General features: G+C 45.5%; 15 protein-coding genes. All 15 read right to left on the bottom strand.

The genetic code is table 11. The features are described 5' to 3' along the window. Positions 1–28: 28 nt before the first annotated feature. Positions 29–2,113, bottom strand: a complete 2,085-nt coding sequence (locus C1T21_RS17415) for a hypothetical protein (RefSeq protein ID WP_103049136.1) — start codon at positions 2,111–2,113, stop codon at positions 29–31. Further along, positions 2,103–3,938 (bottom strand): ATPase, T2SS/T4P/T4SS family, encoded by a 1,836-nt coding sequence (locus tag C1T21_RS17410; protein WP_103049135.1) that lies wholly within the window; start codon positions 3,936–3,938, stop codon positions 2,103–2,105. The genes C1T21_RS17415 and C1T21_RS17410 overlap by 11 nt, the downstream gene beginning before the upstream one ends. Next, positions 3,939–4,796, bottom strand: coding sequence for a hypothetical protein (locus tag C1T21_RS17405; protein WP_103049134.1), 858 nt, complete (start codon positions 4,794–4,796; stop codon positions 3,939–3,941). Then, complete coding sequence (locus tag C1T21_RS17400) at positions 4,793–5,506, bottom strand: hypothetical protein (RefSeq protein WP_103049133.1); 714 nt, start codon at positions 5,504–5,506, stop codon at positions 4,793–4,795. The genes C1T21_RS17405 and C1T21_RS17400 overlap by 4 nt, the downstream gene beginning before the upstream one ends. A 22-nt stretch (positions 5,507–5,528) precedes the next feature. Beyond that, positions 5,529–6,515, bottom strand: coding sequence for an SAF domain-containing protein (locus C1T21_RS17395; RefSeq protein WP_103049132.1), 987 nt, complete (start codon positions 6,513–6,515; stop codon positions 5,529–5,531). Positions 6,516–6,556: 41 nt separating this feature from the next. Further along, positions 6,557–8,047: a serine/threonine protein kinase gene (locus tag C1T21_RS17390; protein WP_103049131.1), complete on the bottom strand. Its 1,491-nt coding sequence runs from the start codon at positions 8,045–8,047 to the stop codon at positions 6,557–6,559. Between the two features lie 182 nt (positions 8,048–8,229). Then, complete coding sequence (locus C1T21_RS17385) at positions 8,230–9,288, bottom strand: 23S rRNA (cytidine(2498)-2'-O)-methyltransferase RlmM (RefSeq protein WP_103049130.1); 1,059 nt, start codon at positions 9,286–9,288, stop codon at positions 8,230–8,232. 22 nt (positions 9,289–9,310) lie between these two features. Beyond that, positions 9,311–10,084 (bottom strand): ABC transporter ATP-binding protein, encoded by a 774-nt coding sequence (locus C1T21_RS17380; protein WP_103049129.1) that lies wholly within the window; start codon positions 10,082–10,084, stop codon positions 9,311–9,313. Next, positions 10,081–10,395: a thioredoxin family protein gene (locus C1T21_RS17375; protein ID WP_076264869.1), complete on the bottom strand. Its 315-nt coding sequence runs from the start codon at positions 10,393–10,395 to the stop codon at positions 10,081–10,083. The genes C1T21_RS17380 and C1T21_RS17375 overlap by 4 nt, the downstream gene beginning before the upstream one ends. Next, positions 10,392–10,730 carry a cyclic-phosphate processing receiver domain-containing protein gene (locus C1T21_RS17370; RefSeq protein ID WP_103049128.1) on the bottom strand — a complete coding sequence of 113 codons (339 nt, stop codon included), beginning with the start codon at positions 10,728–10,730 and terminating at the stop codon, positions 10,392–10,394. Before C1T21_RS17370 ends, C1T21_RS17375 begins: the two co-directional genes overlap by 4 nt. 71 nt (positions 10,731–10,801) lie before the next feature. Continuing rightward, positions 10,802–11,650, bottom strand: a complete 849-nt coding sequence (locus tag C1T21_RS17365; RefSeq protein ID WP_180984617.1) for a deoxyribonuclease IV — start codon at positions 11,648–11,650, stop codon at positions 10,802–10,804. Beyond that, entirely contained in the window at positions 11,640–12,458 is an 819-nt protein-coding gene (locus C1T21_RS17360; protein ID WP_103049127.1) for an Fpg/Nei family DNA glycosylase, read from the bottom strand. The genes C1T21_RS17365 and C1T21_RS17360 overlap by 11 nt, the downstream gene beginning before the upstream one ends. Before the next feature lie 70 nt (positions 12,459–12,528). Next, positions 12,529–13,377, bottom strand: coding sequence for a TIGR01457 family HAD-type hydrolase (locus C1T21_RS17355; protein ID WP_103049126.1), 849 nt, complete (start codon positions 13,375–13,377; stop codon positions 12,529–12,531). A 465-nt stretch (positions 13,378–13,842) separates the two neighbouring features. Then, entirely contained in the window at positions 13,843–14,772 is a 930-nt protein-coding gene (rnz, locus tag C1T21_RS17345) for a ribonuclease Z (protein ID WP_103049124.1), read from the bottom strand. 79 nt (positions 14,773–14,851) lie between these two features. Further along, a complete protein-coding gene (gene metH, locus C1T21_RS17340; RefSeq protein WP_103049123.1) occupies positions 14,852–18,292 on the bottom strand; it encodes a methionine synthase in 3,441 nt (1,146 codons plus the stop codon). Positions 18,293–18,446: the final 154 nt, after the last annotated feature.

The following is an 18,446-nucleotide window of genomic DNA, read 5'->3' as shown; positions in this document are numbered from 1 at the left end:
ATTTTGTATTAGTCATAATAGAACTTTCTTACTGAATTTTTTGTATTTGCTCATAATAGTTATCCATTTGAACAAAGCTCATGCCGATCAACGGAATCACCAAATATAAAAAGATAAGACCATACATCGGGGCAAAACCAATCATCCTTCCCCAGATAGCCTTGCTGTCTATTATTTTTTCATACTCCTGTTTTCTTTGTTCGAAATAGTAGGACATATGGGATTCCAAATCATCGAAGGCCTCTCGAATCGTAATTTTACCCAAAGACAACTGGAGCTTGTCCACTAGACGTTGAAACTCCGGCAAAGGTGCCTCTTCTTTTAGCAAGTCGAGAGCTGCCTCTGGCCCGTGTTCATAATGAAGCAAACATTTTTGCAGAGGTCTTTTGAATATAACTGAAAATCTGTTCAGCCACTCCAATATTTCTTCGACAGACATTCGTTCCATAACCCGTAAAATGGAAATAACTGTTTGAAATTGATACACCTCGTGCCTCATGTCCAACCGACGCATTTTTCGTTGCAAATATAATAAAAGCATAGGCATTTGATAGGCTACATACCCAACAATCAAACTAATTAGCACTTCCCACCACTTGATGTATTCATCATTCCAATCTTTCAGCTTTTGGAGGATACGCCGAGTATTTGTGGATAGCTGTTCAGGAGTAGCAGTTCCATTAGCATTTTGCTCTAAAACAACGTACGTTTGTTCGTATGTGCTGTTCACCCTCATGTTCAGCGAATGCATGATTTTGCGATCAATCTCACTCTGCTTCAAAGCTTCTTTTTGCTCCAGCGGACTTAAACGTCCAAACATTTGACCTGATTGTACCGGGGCGTGAAGGATATGCGTTTTCTCAGCTTCATGTAAAAAAAATATCGTACTGATACTGAGCACCACTCCTACGATAAAAAGAGCCATTCTGCGTATGTAGAGCCACTCCAGCTTAACCTCCGCACCACTTTCCTTTAATAGACGGGTTATTTGGAAATAAGAAGACATATGCTGACGCGGAATTAAAGAATCCACCACATTACGAATGATGGGAAAACGGTATAGCTTCTGCTCCCAAACCCTCCGGCCTCTACCCGCACGATATCCTGTCTCATCGGTCTGTTGCAGTTTTTGTAACAGGAAATAAGATACGATTATCACAATATAAACGGACAATTTCGTGATATAACCCAATTTTCCCTGATAAAACTCATCCATGGATGGAAAGCTTGATCTCGCCCATGTCTCGATTGGGGTCGTAAAGAAAACAGGTGCCAGTGCGATCACGTTTAGACTTTTTAATAGATAGTCCAGTTTATTTCTTCGCAGCAACTCCAACTGGATTTCGCGTGCGAGACTGCCGAGCCCCTTCAAATAAATGGAGCCCCCTTCCTCAACCCGGTCACCAAACTCCATTACCATATACGAGATACCGGCAAAAGCTTTTAAAAATCGATTAGGAGCCGACTCATAGTATCTTTCCAATGCTTCGTGCGGATCAACATCTGTTAGCGCCTCATGGATGAGTCGTGCGTGTCTCCCAGCCTCTGCCTCCGCCAAATCGGCCGCTTCGGATATGGCTTCCTCTACCATACCGTGCTGATGGTAATAATGACGTACATTGGCGAAGAATTCGATCATCTGTGCAAGTAGCCTTTTTTCCATCCGGCTAATGGCCATATCCAAAATAAGACTGTTGATTACCACTCCGCATAAAACGGCCAATATAGCAAACTCTATTCCTGGCTTCATCATGACCAGCACAACGCCACTGCAAGCAAAAGCCCCCCAGATGAACAGTGTCATCTTCATAGTCTGTAGGCGAAGCTTGTACTCATCGTAGGCATGCTGACCAGCTAGTCGCTTACGTACACTCGTGATGTATCCGGATAAGAAAGGGACCTTTATACATAGCGCGTACAACTTATGCAGTAAGGCTTGCAGTTCACGTTGCAGTACCGCTTTTCCCTTGCGTCCTTCCTGCACAGAATAAATTCGTCCTCTGCGAACTGCATGACTACTGCGCTTACGCAACCCCCACAAAACTATATATAGAAGCGCAAAGCCCCCACCTGATATAAGTAAAATCCATAATAAAATTTCTTTAAGACTCATAGTCTTCCTCCCAATAGCGGGTCAAAAAACTGCGGAAATCTCTGGCATCCTTTACATTCATCTGCTCACACATTTCTTTTGCACTTTTGGCTGTTAAGGGCTCCATCGGTATATAGCTTCCGTTCCGATATTCCATAACGTGGCGATAACTGTAGCTCGATGAAGCATTGGAGCCTGCATCCGTATGATCCAGGTCACGCGGCACACATTCTGTGATCCGTTCGATGTAGCGTCGCCCCTCCGCATCACGTTTGAGATGCACATCAAAGTTAATGACATGAACTACCTGTTCCTCAGCGATGCCTTCATGCTGAAATACTCCTGTTTTGAGCAATGAATTACGAAGTGAAAACACGAGATCACGAAATGTTTTGGCATGATGAGTAAAAATGGTGAACAGACTGGCAACCTGCGACATTTGTATCATCCAAGCAGCTACTTCATCACTTGCTACTTCGCCTAGTATATTGACGGTTCCATCTGTTTTTTTCTGCAAGTCAAGTCCTTGTTGTCCTGAAATATGGTCCGTTTCTCGAAAGGTAAGAATGTTACGGCGACTGTAAATGCTGCGTAGATGCAGTTCAAAGGCCATTTCCTGAACACGAAGCGTATACGAAGCATAAATATGCTTGACCATCGCCATTAACAACGTCGTCTTACCTGAACCCTGCGCGCCTGTAATAGCAGTAATCCGGCTACCTTTCATTAAATAAGAAAGTAACTGGATTGGAAAATCAGCATTTTGTCCCTTAATTAACTGTTCCAGTGATGCGCTTTGAATATCGAATTTACGAACAAAGAAAGCCCACGATTCTGAGAAAGGAGGACGCACCACCACTACCCGTGACCCATCCTTCATTTCGTTGACCTTATAACCATTCGCTTCGGAAAGCTGTCCCGGGTAATTGTATTTGTAAATATTTTGGCACACCCTTTTAAGTTCACGCTCAGATCCGAAGGAAAGGAACGAAAGATGGATCGTTTTACCTTTATAAAAAATCCATACGCTCTCATAACCATTGGCAGTAGGCGCAGATGTTTGTTCAAATACATACCCATCCGAAGGCCAGTCTGATGATGCAGGAATCCCACCTTCCGGCATACCACTGACGCCCCCACTTACACCGTCGATCCGCTGGTCACGAATATCATCAATGACGGAAAAGCCTTTATAATGCTGATAAATGCGCTGGACAATAATATCCACTTTCTCCAAAAAGGAAAGAGGGCGGTACTCACAGTCATAGATATAACGAATATCCTCTGCGGTAACGAGATAACTTCCATCTTCTTCACCTTGCTGTGAATACCTCATTTCGGCCAAGTCATAAGTATCCAATAAACGTGATAGTGCATCAGCGCCAAACTTCTGCTGGTATTGGTAAAATATAATTTCGAATTGATCCTGTATGCTAAACAACTCAGGTCTGGAGAATGGCATAACAGTATCGACGATTTTCTCGTTCAAGCCGTAACCGTTAATCAGAAGCTCAGCCATCAGATTTTTAACAAAACGTTTATCTCCAATGCTGCCATTGGCACAGTCCTTTAACGCCCTGCGTAGTTCCGCCCTTTGATGGATACGCCGTCTATATTCCTCTTCATGCAATCCGGCATCCGCCATCTGGCTATGACTCAGTTCATGAAGTGCATTTTTGATATACTCTATTAATGTTTCGAATGTGGCATCTTCGTTCTTTTTTTCTATCCGAAGGGTTGAATGTCGCGAGTGAAGATTCCCTCGATATTTAACAATAATCAGTACGATGCACATCATTACTATGCAGGTAAGAATCAATCCGTTGATCATTTGAGCGGACAGCATTTAAGCGCCCCTCTCCAAAGCCTTGAGCCGAAGATCGGACTCTGCCGCCTCCAGAATAGCTTTGCTGATATGCCGTATACTCTGCGCCCATCCTACGGGCATAAAAAGCTTGCGGTGCTGCTCTTTTCCACTTCGTACCTCACGTTGCACATGGCCGATCACATCCCTGCGGTTCCATGCGTCCATAAATCCGGTGCTATAAGGGACTGTATACAAAGCACCTTTGTAGCCATATCTCCTGCGAATATTCGTTTCATTCACTTGAGAATGCACATCATATTTCCCAAGTACTATTAATAAGGGCAATGATGAGTAGGTAGATAACGGAGACACGGATTCAAAATAAGCATCTAATTCTCGCATATTCTGAGTGAGTGAAAGAACGGCCAGTTTGGCTCGTACACATGCTTCATGCTGTACAGCCCCCCACCCTGCTCCACTACCTGCATCAATCAGCGTTAAATCATAATATTGATTCGCTGTATCTATTACTGCCCGTACAAGCCCTGGAGATAGTAACGGCGGTGCAGCTCCAAAGCTGGAGGTTCCCTCAAGTACATCCAAAGTATGTTCAAGTACAGGTGTCGTATAATTACGAATATTTTCTTTAGACAGTGTCCCTCGCAGAACTAAACGTGCGGCAGCATCCCAGCCCCCTTCCTGAAGCTGTAGGGTTGGATCGTCCATACCATACTCCTGTATAGGTAATCCTGATTCAATACCGGTATATCTACGACCTAAATGAGTCAATAATAGTCTTCCTCTATATAGATTTCCTATGGTAATTGCTATTGCTGCCGCTAAAGAGCTACTTCCACTAGCCCCCTTAATGGGGCTCCAAAACAAAATGGTACTCATGCTCTACTCCTTTCCGCACGCTTTAGCGCACGACGACTCACTTTTAATTCCCAACTCATCCATTCCCCAATACAACGGCCTAATTCTTTCTTATACATTCTGGATAGCGGTTTTAGTAGTAGCTGTTTTTTATGCTCATTTTCCAGTTTCAGAGCAAGCAGCCCCTCATCCCATGGCAGAACATATGGCTCTTGCTGCCAAGAAGCCGGGAAATGGTTCATGTATTCCCACAGATACGGCTCCTCCACACCACAATCCACAGCCTGTAAAAATAGCTTGTGAAATACAAGATCTTTGGGGAATTCGGGTTGACTGAATAAATGCTCAAGCCAATTCTGTCCGTTGTGCATTAGCATACGGCTATAATCACTGACCCAAACTCGCAGTTCTGCCCCTTTCCAAACAGAAATTGGACAAAAATCAGGTAACTCTACATCCAAAATAACAATGTCATAAGCCTGCTCCGCCTTTTGATCAGTCATCATAACGGTATGCAGGTCTTCCCATGCTGTAAATCCAATTGCTACATCAAAACCACTAAACTGCGTAATGGGAAGTGGTTTGTCGAGCATCCCTATGCTATACCGATACTGTCCCCGCAGCGTAGCATCCACAAGCAGTACCTGTTGGCCGGAAGCTGCTAATATGCTGCTGATATATAACAAGGTATCGCTTTTGTCACAAAGCCCGGCAAATATCCATGTTTTCATACTTCCGTTCCTTTTCTCTCATTTATTTGGCATACGGATCAGAGCTTCCGCCCTGCGTCAGAATCTTTGTTTGTTCTTGATGATCCTGCTCGTTCTCATATTCATTTCTTGTAGCATCAATCCCGCTTGCTGAGTTTTCTATAGTAGCACCCGCATGCTGAGCTGCAATTTCCTCACTCAGACTTCTTTCCACGGGTGTTGAAATCACATTGTTTGACGAATTAATTGCATTTTCAAGCGAATCCCGCAGCTGCTTGGACAGCTTTTGTTCAGCCACGCGTATCAAATTCGGATCACTATTCATTAACGCTAACACCTGGGCATTAGGCGGATAGGTCGGGATTGCCTTGGGCTGAAATTGGGGATCGACATATGTTAGGGCATAGATAGATGCTTTATGCAGATAAGCATCAACAATCGCACTCGAAAGCGATAATATTTCCTGCTCATTCAAAGTGACCCAGACAATTGGACCTTCCAGTCGAGAAATCTTCTTCTTAGATAATAGAATGTAATCCTGCCCTGTTGGAAATTGAATGCGGATATCCACTTCGTCACCCGACTTGAGGTTGTTGGGCAATACTACCACCTTTAGCTCACGGTTGCGTAAATCTTTAGGTGTGGGCTCATCAGCAGTAATCATGGCCGATGTAAGCACAGATCCCTTTTTTAGTTCAATCTTGGCTGTGGTACCGGAAACCTCACTTTTATCTGTCAGCAAATTTGATGGGGCCTGAGAACCGGGAACTTTAATTCCCTTCAAATCATTAGATGCAATCTGTTCGCCTGGAGAAATGTCACGGACAACCGCCCAACCTTTTTTCGCGGTTCGTTGCTCCTGCTCATACACTTTCCATTTCTGCTCTGCCTCTACTTCAGCCTGTTTCCTGACCTCATCCATTTGATGGATATTAACCACAAGATATCCAGCAAAGATAATGCCAACAATCCCTGCGCCAATACAACCGGCGTATAGCTTTTGCTTACTGCTTTTTCTTAGCTTGGACACACAACTTCTCCCCTGCCTCTTTTTGATATATACCGTTCTATTTAGCGCTGTCGTTTAAGGAATCCGAAGCGTTTTTTCCGGGTATCTGGAATGACTCCGCGAAACAGCTCGTCCAGCACCTGATCCACCTCATCATCTCGTTCGAAGGGGTCTGAGTGGAACGGTAAAGCAAATACTTTATCGTGATCCAGCTCCTTACGAAGCCTGCGAACCGCCTCCGAGGTTGCCAATGGCAAGCAGTAATTCCATTTATGCTGTGGGTGGCGCTGAAGAGATCGGGCTAGCCCTGCTATATCCTGAACTCTCCATTCGGCCCCTGAGCCAACGACAAGCGGATAATCGGCTCTCAAGAATTCTTCCAGTCGTTCATTGTCCTGCCCACTCCCCAGGTCCAGTACGATAAATCTATAGGAACCACCCAACAAAGAAATGACATCCGCACGAGATGTTTGCCGCCAGTAGTGTACTCCATCAACTTCAAAACGCCGACTTGAACTCGATTGTCCAACGGATGTGCCTTCTACGACTTCTTGAAGTCGGGCAAATGCTTTGGCTGTGCTGTGCAGCTCAACCAAAGCTACGGAGCGGGACCTTCGAGCCAGATAGTGGCTCACCGCAATTGCTGTATGAGTAGCACCGGAGCCGGCAGATACACCCAGTACAGCCACTACCCTTGTACCTGCATAATCTATCGAGGCATCATTAACGGATATTCCTTGTTGAGCAGGCTGAAAATCAGCACTGCGCCGCAGTTCTCCAATGACCTCCCCGGCAGATTGAAATCGTTCCTCAGGATGCTGACGCAGCAGTTTTCGAATCACCGGAATCAAATGGCGAGGCAATTCCCCCCGTATATACCCTTCTACTCCCGCAGTCCACTCGCTATATTTGCCTCCTGTACAGAGATACAATAGCAGCGCTCCCAAACTGTATAAGTCTGAACGAGCATCCGTCTGACCAGCTCCATATTGCTCCGGAGCAGCGAAGCCCACTGTGCCCAGCTTTACCGTATCTTGATCCAGTTCAGCCTTATAGCTCCTCGCTATTCCAAAATCAATCAGTATAAATTCCATTTCCGGTGTCAGCATAATATTCGTTGGTTTCAGATCCCGGTAAATGACTGGCGGTTGACGGGTATGCAAATAATCCAACACATCCAGTACCTGCAAAGCGAATGGGACGATTTGCTCCTGTGGAATATAGCCTTGGTAGCCCTTCATGTATGCTTCCAGCGTAATTCCTTCGATGTAATCCATGACCAGGTATACCGCACCAGATGGAGGATGCTCAAAAAAATCAACAATTCTCGGTAAACGTGGATGACTTAGCGAAATCAGCATCTCTGCCTCCATACGTATAAGCTTCATCTCTTGTGGCCCGGCAACCGACTCCTTCACCGCCCATTGCTTGCCTGGCAGTTTTAAATCCTCTGCCATGAACACGCGGCTCATTCCTCCCGAACCCAATGTGCGAACAATACGGTAACGCTCACCGACAATTGATCCGAATTCCAACTGTGTTGGTTGCTTCATTTTCTCCTACCTCCTTTCTTAAGCAGACAACGCAAAAAAGGGAAAGCTACCGCAAAATCAAATTTCCATGTCGCCATGAAAACCGTTTTCGCGGGATGCTTTCCCTTGATTTAAACATGATTATTATTTTTAAGGAACAATTTGGATTTATTATATAGCACACCTGTGTCTATTGTAAAGTATTATTTTCCATACTTGATCATGTACAGGGTAATCTCATCTCGGTTATGGAATAGCTGCTTAGCTCGCTGAATCTGCATGCCGGACTCTTCAAATGAAGCAATTACATCATGAATGAGCGCCAAGGGCTTTTTATGCATTAGCTTGACCGTGACGATAGCAGTACCACCACTTCGCAAACTATATAGTAAATCAGTAACGAGCCTTGCCATTTGCTTAGGACTCCAGCTCATATCACAAACCAGCAGATCGAACGAATTCTCTTTAAATTTGACTTCACTTGCATTTTTACGCAAAAAAGTCAGATTGGCGTACTTCATCAGTGATGGCTCCATCTTTGCCGGATCAACCGCTGTAACTTTCAGTCCTCGCTCCAGTAAGAAGGAAGTCCATCCACCCGGTGCTGCCCCAATATCCAGTCCCTGATGGAAAGCGCCAAAATTTATGCCGAACGTTGCTTCTGCTTCCAATAGCTTGAATTTGGCACGAGAAATTTGTCCATCTTCTTTTTGAAAACGAACCGCTCCTCCGCTCCAATCCGATAGATTGTCCTCAGGACGCGATACACCTGCATACCACGTATCTGTATCTGCAAAAACGGACACAATAACATCGGCGCCTTGTACTGTCTGCTCCATAGGTAGATCACTTAATTGTTCACTCAAAGCCTGCTTGAGCGCACCTGCGCTTTCAGTCCAACTGCTATTAGATCCTTTGCGTACTTGTAAAGAAACACGTTGATCAATCAGTTCCTTGCGGTTACGCATGAATGCAACCAGACGCTCCTGTACCTGAACCAGGTCCGTTCCTTCTTCTTGAAAATGAACAGGAAATAAGTGACGTAAAAACATCGGCGGCTGACCTGTAATTGTCCTCACTGCCTCAATTTCTTCCGCAGGTAATGTAGCCAGAAAAATTTCACCAGGTAAAAGCATCGTGCTTTTAACAGAGCCAAATATTCTTCTAAGCTCCTCTTGAGCATAGGGTGCAAAACCGTGATTGGCCGTACAAACAAATCTTGATGATGACAAAGTAGATTCACTTTGTTCATCTGTACTCATATATAGTTCCTCCAAAATAACATTACCCTCCAGTGCACACCCGAATCCAGGGGCGTTCTCCATCCCAATCCAGCTCAACCGGAACTTCATATGTGTGCATAATCAATTCTTTCGTTAGAACTTCTTTTTTCGGTCCAGCTGCTGCGACCTTACCATCACGAATCAATGCAACATGCGTAAAGAGGGGGACAATCTCCTCAATGTGATGAGTCACATAAACCACTGATAAGTCTCGCTTGCGGAGCCGATCAATCTCGACCAGCATTTTTTCCCGCTCAAATAGATCCAACCCGGCACAAGGCTCGTCCATAATTAGCAGACGAGGTTCTGCCATCAGTGAGCGGGCCAGCATCACCTTTTTACGTTCTCCTTGAGATAGCGTCCCCAGCGGGTGATGAATCAAGTCGCCTAAATTCATACCCTCCAGCAAAGATATGGCCTTTTCTTTTGCCTCTGTCGGAATTTCCTGATAAAAGCGCAAAAAAGCATACGCACCTGTAGCGACCACTTCCCAAACGGGATCTTTTAGCGTCAGCTTTTCCAGCAAGGTCTGGCTGATATATCCGATCTGTTTGCGAACTTCCCGCACATCACATTGACCATACATTTGCCCAAGCACTTCAACCGTTCCATGACTTGGAAACATATATCCTGTCATCATTTCCAGCAATGTTGTTTTACCGGAACCATTGCGACCCAGAATAGCCCAATGTTCACCTTCTCGTATTTCCAGGCTTACACCGTCCAAAATCCGTCTTTCTTCCCGCTGCAACGTAATGCTCTTCATGGATATCATTCCATCACGCTCCTTATTTTGCTCAGCAAGTGTTCTACAGATTCCATTTTGTAGATGATTTCAGGATTTTTGTTTTCACCATTATATATAAGAAGGGCGGGAACGCTAGATATCCGGTACTCCTGTACCAGTTCAGGAATATAGTTAATGTTGCTCTGCACCACTGCTTCTTCAGGGAGCAAATGCTCTGCTACCTCCAGCATTTTACGGGCAGCCGCGCATGTTCCGCACATGGGAGTGTACACAAACAAAGCCAGCTTGCATCCCTCCCATATGGCACGGCGCACCTCTTTTTGTCCGATCTCTTTCATCGTTCAGACCCTTTTCTGATCTCTCGCATACGCTCCTCGGGTATGGGCCCGTTATGCACGGTGACTCCCTCTGGCTTATTCGCATAGAGTAGCTCATACATGACTCGCCGCCCCTCTGGACTGGAGGAATGCAAGTAAATTTCACGTGGATATAACCGTTTCCCTGCGATAACAGCAGCCACATCCTTTCCCGTAGGCTGACCTGGACCCAAATCATAATCTAGCGATAGTATCGAAATAGGGTATTCATGAAGCAGCAGCAGACACTCATCCGCATCTCTTGCCAGCTTAAAGCCCGGAGGACAAGGCCGATAATCGTCCATAAACAAATACACCAACTTCTCCTCCTTTTCCCATATATGCAAGCTCACAAGCCTCAAAGATAGTTATTATCAATCAGACCGATTTACTCCCAGCTTAGAATCATTTGAATATCCTCCTGATGTGTCCCATCAGGTCCCGTCTCACTCTCCAAAACGATAGGAATACCTCTTAAAGCCTCCTGATCTGTCATCCAACGCATTCCTTGAGTACCAATGTAGCCTTGTCCCACACGGGCATGTCTGTCTTTTTTAGAGCCATATGGGTATTTAGAATCGTTCAAATGAACTCCACAAAGAGCTGACCAATAGCCGAGACGATCCCCTTTTTCGATCAAAGCCTCGTCCATTCCACCGTTCCACAATCCCGCTGCATATGCATGACAAGTGTCCAAGCAAAAGCCGATACTGTCAGGATACCGGCACAACTGACGGATCTGCACCATTTCCTCAAGCGTGGTTCCCATGGGTCCATGATCTCCCGCCTGATTTTCAATCAATATTTTAGCATTTCCCTGCCAGCCTTCCAGCACATTATTAAAACAGTTAATGATGTTACGGTAGCCCTCTAGAGGGTCTAGCGAATGCATATGACCAAAATGAACGACAATCCCTTTTGACCCACAGGCTTCAGCAATATCCAGATCATTGCGTAATGAAGCAATCGTCAGCTTATAAAGTTCCTGACCACGCTCGGACCCATGAGCCGGATTAACGGGATATGGTGAATGAGCAATGGATTGAAGCTGGTGCTCAAAACAGTAAGCGTTGCAAGCAGCAGCATCAGTAGCACTCCATTCCTTCAGCCTAAGACTACGAGGATTTTTCGGGAAATATTGAAATGAACGTCCCCCCTGCTCTCGCGCACGCATAGCGGCTTTGGAAAAGCCACCACGCGTACTCACATGGGAGCCGATGAGCAATTTAGGCATCATGCTGCTGTACCGGGCAATAAAATGCTTTTTTCCCCGCCAGTTCAACCCTTACAATTTTCCCGCCACTTGGAGATTCTTCTCCTTCGCGGTCATATACTCGACACTGATGATCAAATCCACCTGTTAGCGTGTCCCCCTCCATTAAAGGCATTTCCATGTACCCGCCTTCCGCTGTAGCTTCACGTAGTACGGATTGAGTGGCATGATATAGCTTTTCCACTTTTTCTGGCGACTGCACGATGTTCTGTACTTTGGAACCCGGTGTAAATCCGGCGATATAAGCAATTTCGTCTGAATAACAATTGCCAATACCCGAAAAAATCTGCTGATTCACCAGCGTTGTTTTCAAAATCCCCCGGCGTCCCTTCAGCCGTGCTGTAAACTTTTCCAACGTCATGCGACGGTCTAACGGATCAGGTCCCAGGTCTGACAAAGCTTCTTCTGTTTCTTTAGCCGTTAGCAGGTGCAGATAACCTAAGCGTAGTCCGATAAAATAAAGCTTTACTCCACTAAAATCTAATTCGATCTGAACTGTACGTTCTGGACGCTGCTCCTCCGTTCCCAGATATAACAGTCCTCCGAGCATCAGATGAAGTACGAGCCGCCCGCCCGTGTTTAAATGAAAAATCAAATGCTTGCCTCGACGCTCTAAATATACAACGGTCGTTCCCAGCAATTGCTTCTCAAACGTTTCCACTTCAGTATTAATGGACTTTTCACGACTAACCGTCACTCCAGTAATCGGAATGTCCAAAATTTGTTTTGATAATAAGATTCTGTAGTTTTCCATTTCAGGAAGTTCCGGCATAACAACATCTTTCCTTTCGTAGCTACATAGCTTTTAATTCTCGCAAGTTTTGTAAGACATATACTTTCTATTATTTCAGCTCTTCTTTCATCCAGTCCTGCAGTTCAGCGAGATTTTCAAACATCAGGTCAGGTTTCACTCCAACGGTACGCACATGTTCATCCATATTAGCGCGGGTCGTCACGCCCGACAGGATCAGAGCTGTTTTACAACCTGCTGCTGCACCTGCCGCAATATCTGTAAGCATATTATCGCCCACAACCAGAGCTTCATCCGCCCTAATGTTTAAGCGGTTCAGCGCATAGTTCATCAATACGCTTGAAGGCTTGCCGATGACAATAGGCTTTACCTGTGAAGCCGCTTCAATTGCAGCTCCAATCGTACCTGCACCTGGTGTTAGCCCATCATGTGAAGGCAATTGGAGATCCGGGTTTGTCAAAATAAAAGTTGCTCCTTCCCGAATCCAGCGCATGGCAGCGGCCAGCGCATCATATGTAAATTGACGATCTATCCCCTGCACCACATAATCAGGATAGTTCTCAACAAGCTGCAAACCGGCTCCTGTGAGTGCATCGCGTAATCCCGTTTCACCAATACAATATACACGAGCTCCAGGACTTTGCTGTGCAACATATTGTGCAGCTGCTAACGCCGAAGTATATACTTCATGGCTGGCCGCTTCAATTCCCATACCAACCAAATGCTCAGCCACCGATTCGGGTGTACGTGAGGCATTGTTTGTAACATAAGCATAAGGTATCTGGTCTGTACGCAATCGGGATATGAACAGATCCGCACCCTTGATCATCCGATTTCCATGATAAAGTGTTCCATCCAGATCAATTAGTAACGATTTTATCGCAATCCCCTCCCCCACTTCAAATCCATTCACATCATAGCATTGAAAATTATAATTCATCCCATGAACGATGTTCTCCTTCTTATTTAACCACCTTAATTATTCAGGTCATAAAATAATCGGCCGTCTCTATTCATCTCATCTATCTTAAGTCAAAAATGCTTATGAAGTCCATGAATTGCTGGTAAACCGTCCAAAATAGCGCCATTCCTCGCTAAAAGCCGTCGCTTTCACATGACATAAGTTCACTTCTTCGTCGAAATCCATCGAAGGCGCTATTTCGTCAATGGTAAATCTCCTGTATTTCCTGGTCATGCTCAAGAAATAAAACCCTTTAAATTCGATATATAGAAACTCGAATATGACACGCCTCCATATGTGGTAGAACAAATTCCTCCCCCACCACCCTGCACGGGTTCTCATCTCTTGTCGCATCCTGCGCTTTCCCGGAAAATAATTTCGGTGAAAAACAAAGGCACCGAGGCAAGCCCCGGTACCCATGCACATATCTTCTCCAATCGTTTATTAACCGATATCGGGTACCGGTAACAACACATGCTGCTCCGCAAGCAATGAATTAGGAAATATGCTTTGCGCTTCCTCCAGCAATGGCTGAAGCTGCTCCTGATCTTTATACCTAGAACTAAAATGCGTCATGATTAACTGACCCGCACCTGCGGCTTTTGCAGCTTCCGCTGCCTGAAGCGCTGTACTATGATGATACTCGTAAGCTGTATCTGCCAGTTCATGCAGAAAAGTGGCTTCATGAACGACGACAGTTGCATCTTGAGCCAGCACTACCGTATTCGGACAAGGTCTTGTATCCCCTAAAATCGTGATGATACGCCCTTTTTTCGGCGAACCCAATACATCTTGAGGATGCAAAATAACTCCACCCTCTACCTCCACGCTTTCCCCACGCTTTAACTTACCGTACACCGGGCCGGGCTTGATTCCATATCGCTCCAACAGCTCTTGGTTGAGCTTACCGGGCTTATCCATCTCTACAACTCGGTAGCCATAGCTGTCGATCCGATGATCCAGCAAAGCTGACTCTACCCGGAATTGACCGTCATCAAACAGAACCCCGCCCGTATGCTCCACAATATGTAGTTGGTAATTGATACGCGATTGGCTGATCCCTAAAGATAGCTCGATATATTGCTGGATTCCAGGCGGTCCATATACGGTCAGTGGTGTCGTTCCCCCTTGATACGCTCTGCTCGACAGCAGTCCCGGCAGACCAAAAAGATGATCCCCATGCAAATGGGTGATAAATATTTTTTCAAGTCTGCTTAGTTTGAGCGGCGAACGCAATACCTCTTGTTGAGTGCCTTCGCCGCAGTCGAACAGCCACATGCTTCTTCGTTCTTCCAGCAAACGAAGAGCGATGGACGTTACATTTCGTTGAATCGTAGGCACCCCTGCATTTGTACCGAGAAAATAAAATTCCATAACATTAACCTTCTTCCTGCTGACCAGCAAAAAACCTCCGAAGCTCGGAGGGTATTTGCTATCCCATCTGATAAAGGTGTTAAACCTTTTCGACGTTAAAATACTGCGCCTGAGGATGGCTGAACACCATGGCTGATACAGAAGCCTCCGGTTCCATCATAAACCCTTCCGTCAGCTCAACGCCAATATCCTCAGGTTTTAACAACTGGAACAACGGCCCCTGATCCTCCAGATCTGGACATGCCGGATAGCCAAAGGATACCCGTATGCCTTGATATCTGGCACCGTGTCTCTGTTTCATTGTCATATCGGCAGGATCCGGGAAACCCCAGCTATCCCTGATAATATGGTGAAGCCGTTCCGCTAACCCTTCTGCTACTTCGAGCGCAACCGCTTGAAGTGCATGCGAGCGCAGATAATCTCCTTTATCTTTCCACTGGGTAGATATCTGCTGAATCCCATGACCAGCTGTAACGACCATGAAACCTACATAGTCCATAACCCCGGATTCCACTGATTTCAAGAAATCAGCCAGACATAGATAAGGCTCTACCTGCTGGCGCGGGAATGTAAATGTGTGCAGTACCTTGCTCACATCCGACGGATCATAGATCAGAATTTGATCTCCTTGGGACTGCGCTGGAAAGAACCGATACATAGCATGTGCCTGGATGATTCCGTCTGTCACAGCTTCAAACATGATGCTGTCCACGGTTTCCTTCAACTGAATCGCTTTCGGATCTTCCGAAGCCAGCAGCTGTTCAACATTGCCTTTTAAACCAAGATGATGCCCCATTAGCATCTGCATATTCACGTAAGGCAAAATATAATTCAGTGGATAGTTGCGCAGTACATGGCGATCCGTATCTGGTGGAATATAGACGGGCAAATCCTGAGCAATGTTAGAGCGCACAGCTCGAGTGAGCTTAGGGAGCGGCTTGGCTTCCACGACGATTGCCGCTTCAGCTTCCCGCTCAGCCTCCATGTCCTCAGCCATTTTTTTACGGGACTCAGGATTCATTAGCTTGTTGGCAATATCCAGACCATCCATAGCATCCTTTGCATAGGCAACCAGACCATCATACTCAGGACGGATACGATTTTTAGTGAACTTACGTGTTAAAGCAGCTCCACCAACCATTATTGGAATATCAATATTCGCATTTTTCAAATCCTGTGCTGTTAGCACCATTTGTTGTGCCGATTTAACAAGCAGTCCGGATAAGCCGATCATGTCGGCCTTTTCTTCACGGTAAGCCTCAATAATGCGTTCTGGTGGTACTTTTATACCCAGATTCACGATATGGTAACCATTGTTGGATAGAATAATCTCCACCAGATTCTTACCAATGTCATGCACATCACCTTTGACTGTAGCCAACAAAATCTTACCTTTTACTGAGGATTCATTCTTCTCCATGAACGGCTCTAAATAGGCTACGGACGCCTTCATCACTTCAGCGCTTTGCAGCACCTCCGCAACAATCAGTTCGTTATTGTTAAACAGTCGTCCTACTTCCTCCATCCCTTTCATCAGCGGGCCGTTAATAATCTCCAGCGAAGAATATTTCACGAGCGCTTGCTCCAGATCCGGAATGAGTCCCTCCTTACTTCCCTCGACTACATAGGAAGCCAGTCGTTCTTCGAGCGAAAGGTTTGATATCTTTTCTTTTTTCTCCACTTTCTTGTTCCGAAAAGCTGCTACAAAAGCAGATAAAGTATCGTCATTTGTTTTATAGATCAAGTCTTCCGCAAGTTTCCGCTCATGCTCTGGAATGGATGCATAACGTTCAAGCTTTTCAGTGTTTACAATCGCATAGTCCAGGCCTGCTTTGGTGCATTCATATAAATAGACAGAATTGAGCACTTCACGACCCGCTTCCGGCAAACCAAAAGATACGTTACTGATGCCCAGGATGGTATGCACCCCGGGAAGCGCTTCTTTAATAATGCGAATGCCCTCAATCGTTTCCTTAGCTGAACCGATATATTGCTCATCACCTGTTCCCACTGGAAATACGAGCGTATCAAAAATTAGATCCTCCGCTGCCAAACCGTAACGGTTCACCAACAGATCATAAGAACGTTTAGCTACCTCAAGCTTATCCTCACGTGAAATAGCCTGTCCGCGTTCATCAATTGTTCCAACAACAACAGCGGCGCCGTACTTATGAATAAGAGGAGCCATTTTCTCAAATTTCTCTTCACCATCCTCCAAATTAATGGAGTTAATAATCGCCTTACCTTGCGAATATTGAAGTGCTTTATCAATGACTTTAATATCCGTGGTATCAATCACCAAAGGTACTTTTACCTTGTTTACAACCAGTTTCAAAAACGCTTCCATATCCGTCATTTCATCGCGATCCGGGTCCTGCACACAAATATCAATGACATGCGCTCCGCTTTTTACCTGAGCGCGGGCAATTTCAGATGCCTCTTCATATTTGCCTTCCACGATCAAACGCTTGAATTTGCGGGAGCCCAGAACATTCGTTCGCTCACCAACCATATACGGACGATTGTCCTGTTCAATATATACAGGCTCAATGCCTGATACGGCAGGAGGATGATGACCTACCAGCGGACGCGGCTCAAACTGCGCCATACTTTCACTCATAACTCGAATATGCTCAGGCGTGGTACCACAACAACCCCCAGCAATATTCAGCCAGCCTTTTTCAGCGAAAGCAGCCATTTTACGTGCTAATGAATCAGGCGATTCATGGTATTGGCCATTTTCATCGGGCAAGCCCGCATTTGGATAACAGCTAATAGCTGCAGAGGACATTTCAGACAGAGAGCGAATATGATCACGCATAAACTCTGGACCTGTAGCACAATTCAATCCAATCGAAATTGGATGTAAGTGTTCAAGTGATATGCAAAAGGATTCGATATTTTGTCCGGCCAACGTCGTTCCCATAGGCTCAATCGTGCCTGAAATCATTAGCGGAAGCTCGATACCTGTCTGCTCAAAAGCCTGCCGAATTCCGATGCTTCCAGCCTTGACGTTAAGCGTATCCTGTGAGGTCTCCAAAAGGAGTACATCCACGCCGCCTTCAATAAGCGCCAAGGCCTGCTCTTGATAGCTGTCAATCAGCTCAGCAAATGTAACACCACCTGTGACAGACAAGGTTTTCGTGGTTGGGCCCATAGCTCCTACTACAAAACGGGGCTTGTCCGCAGTGCTGTATTTATCCACCGCGTTACGCGCCAGTTTGGCCGCCACCAGATTAATTTCACGGGCACGTTCTGGTATATCGTAATCCGCCAAAACGACGGATGTTGCTCCAAATGTATTCGTTTCAATTAGGTCTGCTCCGGCCTTCAAGTAGGCTTCATGAATCCCTTGAATGACATCCGGTCTCGTTAAGACCAGCATTTCATTACAGCCCTCCAGCTCTTCCCCACCAAAATCATCGGGGGAAAGGTCTTCCTGTTGAATCATGGTGCCCATGGCCCCATCAAGAAGGAGTATTCTTCGTTGTAATGCATCCTGCAAGCTAACTTTATCCAAATTTCTTCACCCCCGCAAAACGTTAAATCCTAGTTTAGCAGAAACCGTATCATTTAGATAGATTGAAGTAAAAACATACGTTTTATACAGGTTGTTCTTTGTAAAAACGACTTCTCTAATCCATTTTTATAGTTTGTAGCATTACAGAACGTAC

The organism is Paenibacillus sp. F4 (assembly GCF_002894905.1).
In the GTDB taxonomy this organism is placed as follows: Bacteria; Bacillota; Bacilli; order Paenibacillales; family Paenibacillaceae; genus Paenibacillus; species Paenibacillus polymyxa_B.
This window is presented reverse-complemented; position numbering and strand designations above follow the sequence as displayed.

Coding starts and splice junctions, on each gene's coding strand:
- C1T21_RS17415 (WP_103049136.1), bottom strand. CDS start 2,113: ATGAGTCTTAAAGAAATTTTATTATGGATTTTACTTATATCAGGTGGG.
- C1T21_RS17410 (WP_103049135.1), bottom strand. CDS start 3,938: ATGCTGTCCGCTCAAATGATCAACGGATTGATTCTTACCTGCATAGTA.
- C1T21_RS17405 (WP_103049134.1), bottom strand. CDS start 4,796: ATGAGTACCATTTTGTTTTGGAGCCCCATTAAGGGGGCTAGTGGAAGT.
- C1T21_RS17400 (WP_103049133.1), bottom strand. CDS start 5,506: ATGAAAACATGGATATTTGCCGGGCTTTGTGACAAAAGCGATACCTTG.
- C1T21_RS17390 (WP_103049131.1), bottom strand. CDS start 8,047: ATGAAGCAACCAACACAGTTGGAATTCGGATCAATTGTCGGTGAGCGT.
- C1T21_RS17385 (WP_103049130.1), bottom strand. CDS start 9,288: ATGAGTACAGATGAACAAAGTGAATCTACTTTGTCATCATCAAGATTT.
- C1T21_RS17380 (WP_103049129.1), bottom strand. CDS start 10,084: ATGATATCCATGAAGAGCATTACGTTGCAGCGGGAAGAAAGACGGATT.
- C1T21_RS17375 (WP_076264869.1), bottom strand. CDS start 10,395: ATGAAAGAGATCGGACAAAAAGAGGTGCGCCGTGCCATATGGGAGGGA.
- C1T21_RS17365 (WP_180984617.1), bottom strand. CDS start 11,650: ATGATGCCTAAATTGCTCATCGGCTCCCATGTGAGTACGCGTGGTGGC.
- C1T21_RS17360 (WP_103049127.1), bottom strand. CDS start 12,458: ATGCCGGAACTTCCTGAAATGGAAAACTACAGAATCTTATTATCAAAA.
- C1T21_RS17355 (WP_103049126.1), bottom strand. CDS start 13,377: ATGAATTATAATTTTCAATGCTATGATGTGAATGGATTTGAAGTGGGG.
- rnz (WP_103049124.1), bottom strand. CDS start 14,772: ATGGAATTTTATTTTCTCGGTACAAATGCAGGGGTGCCTACGATTCAA.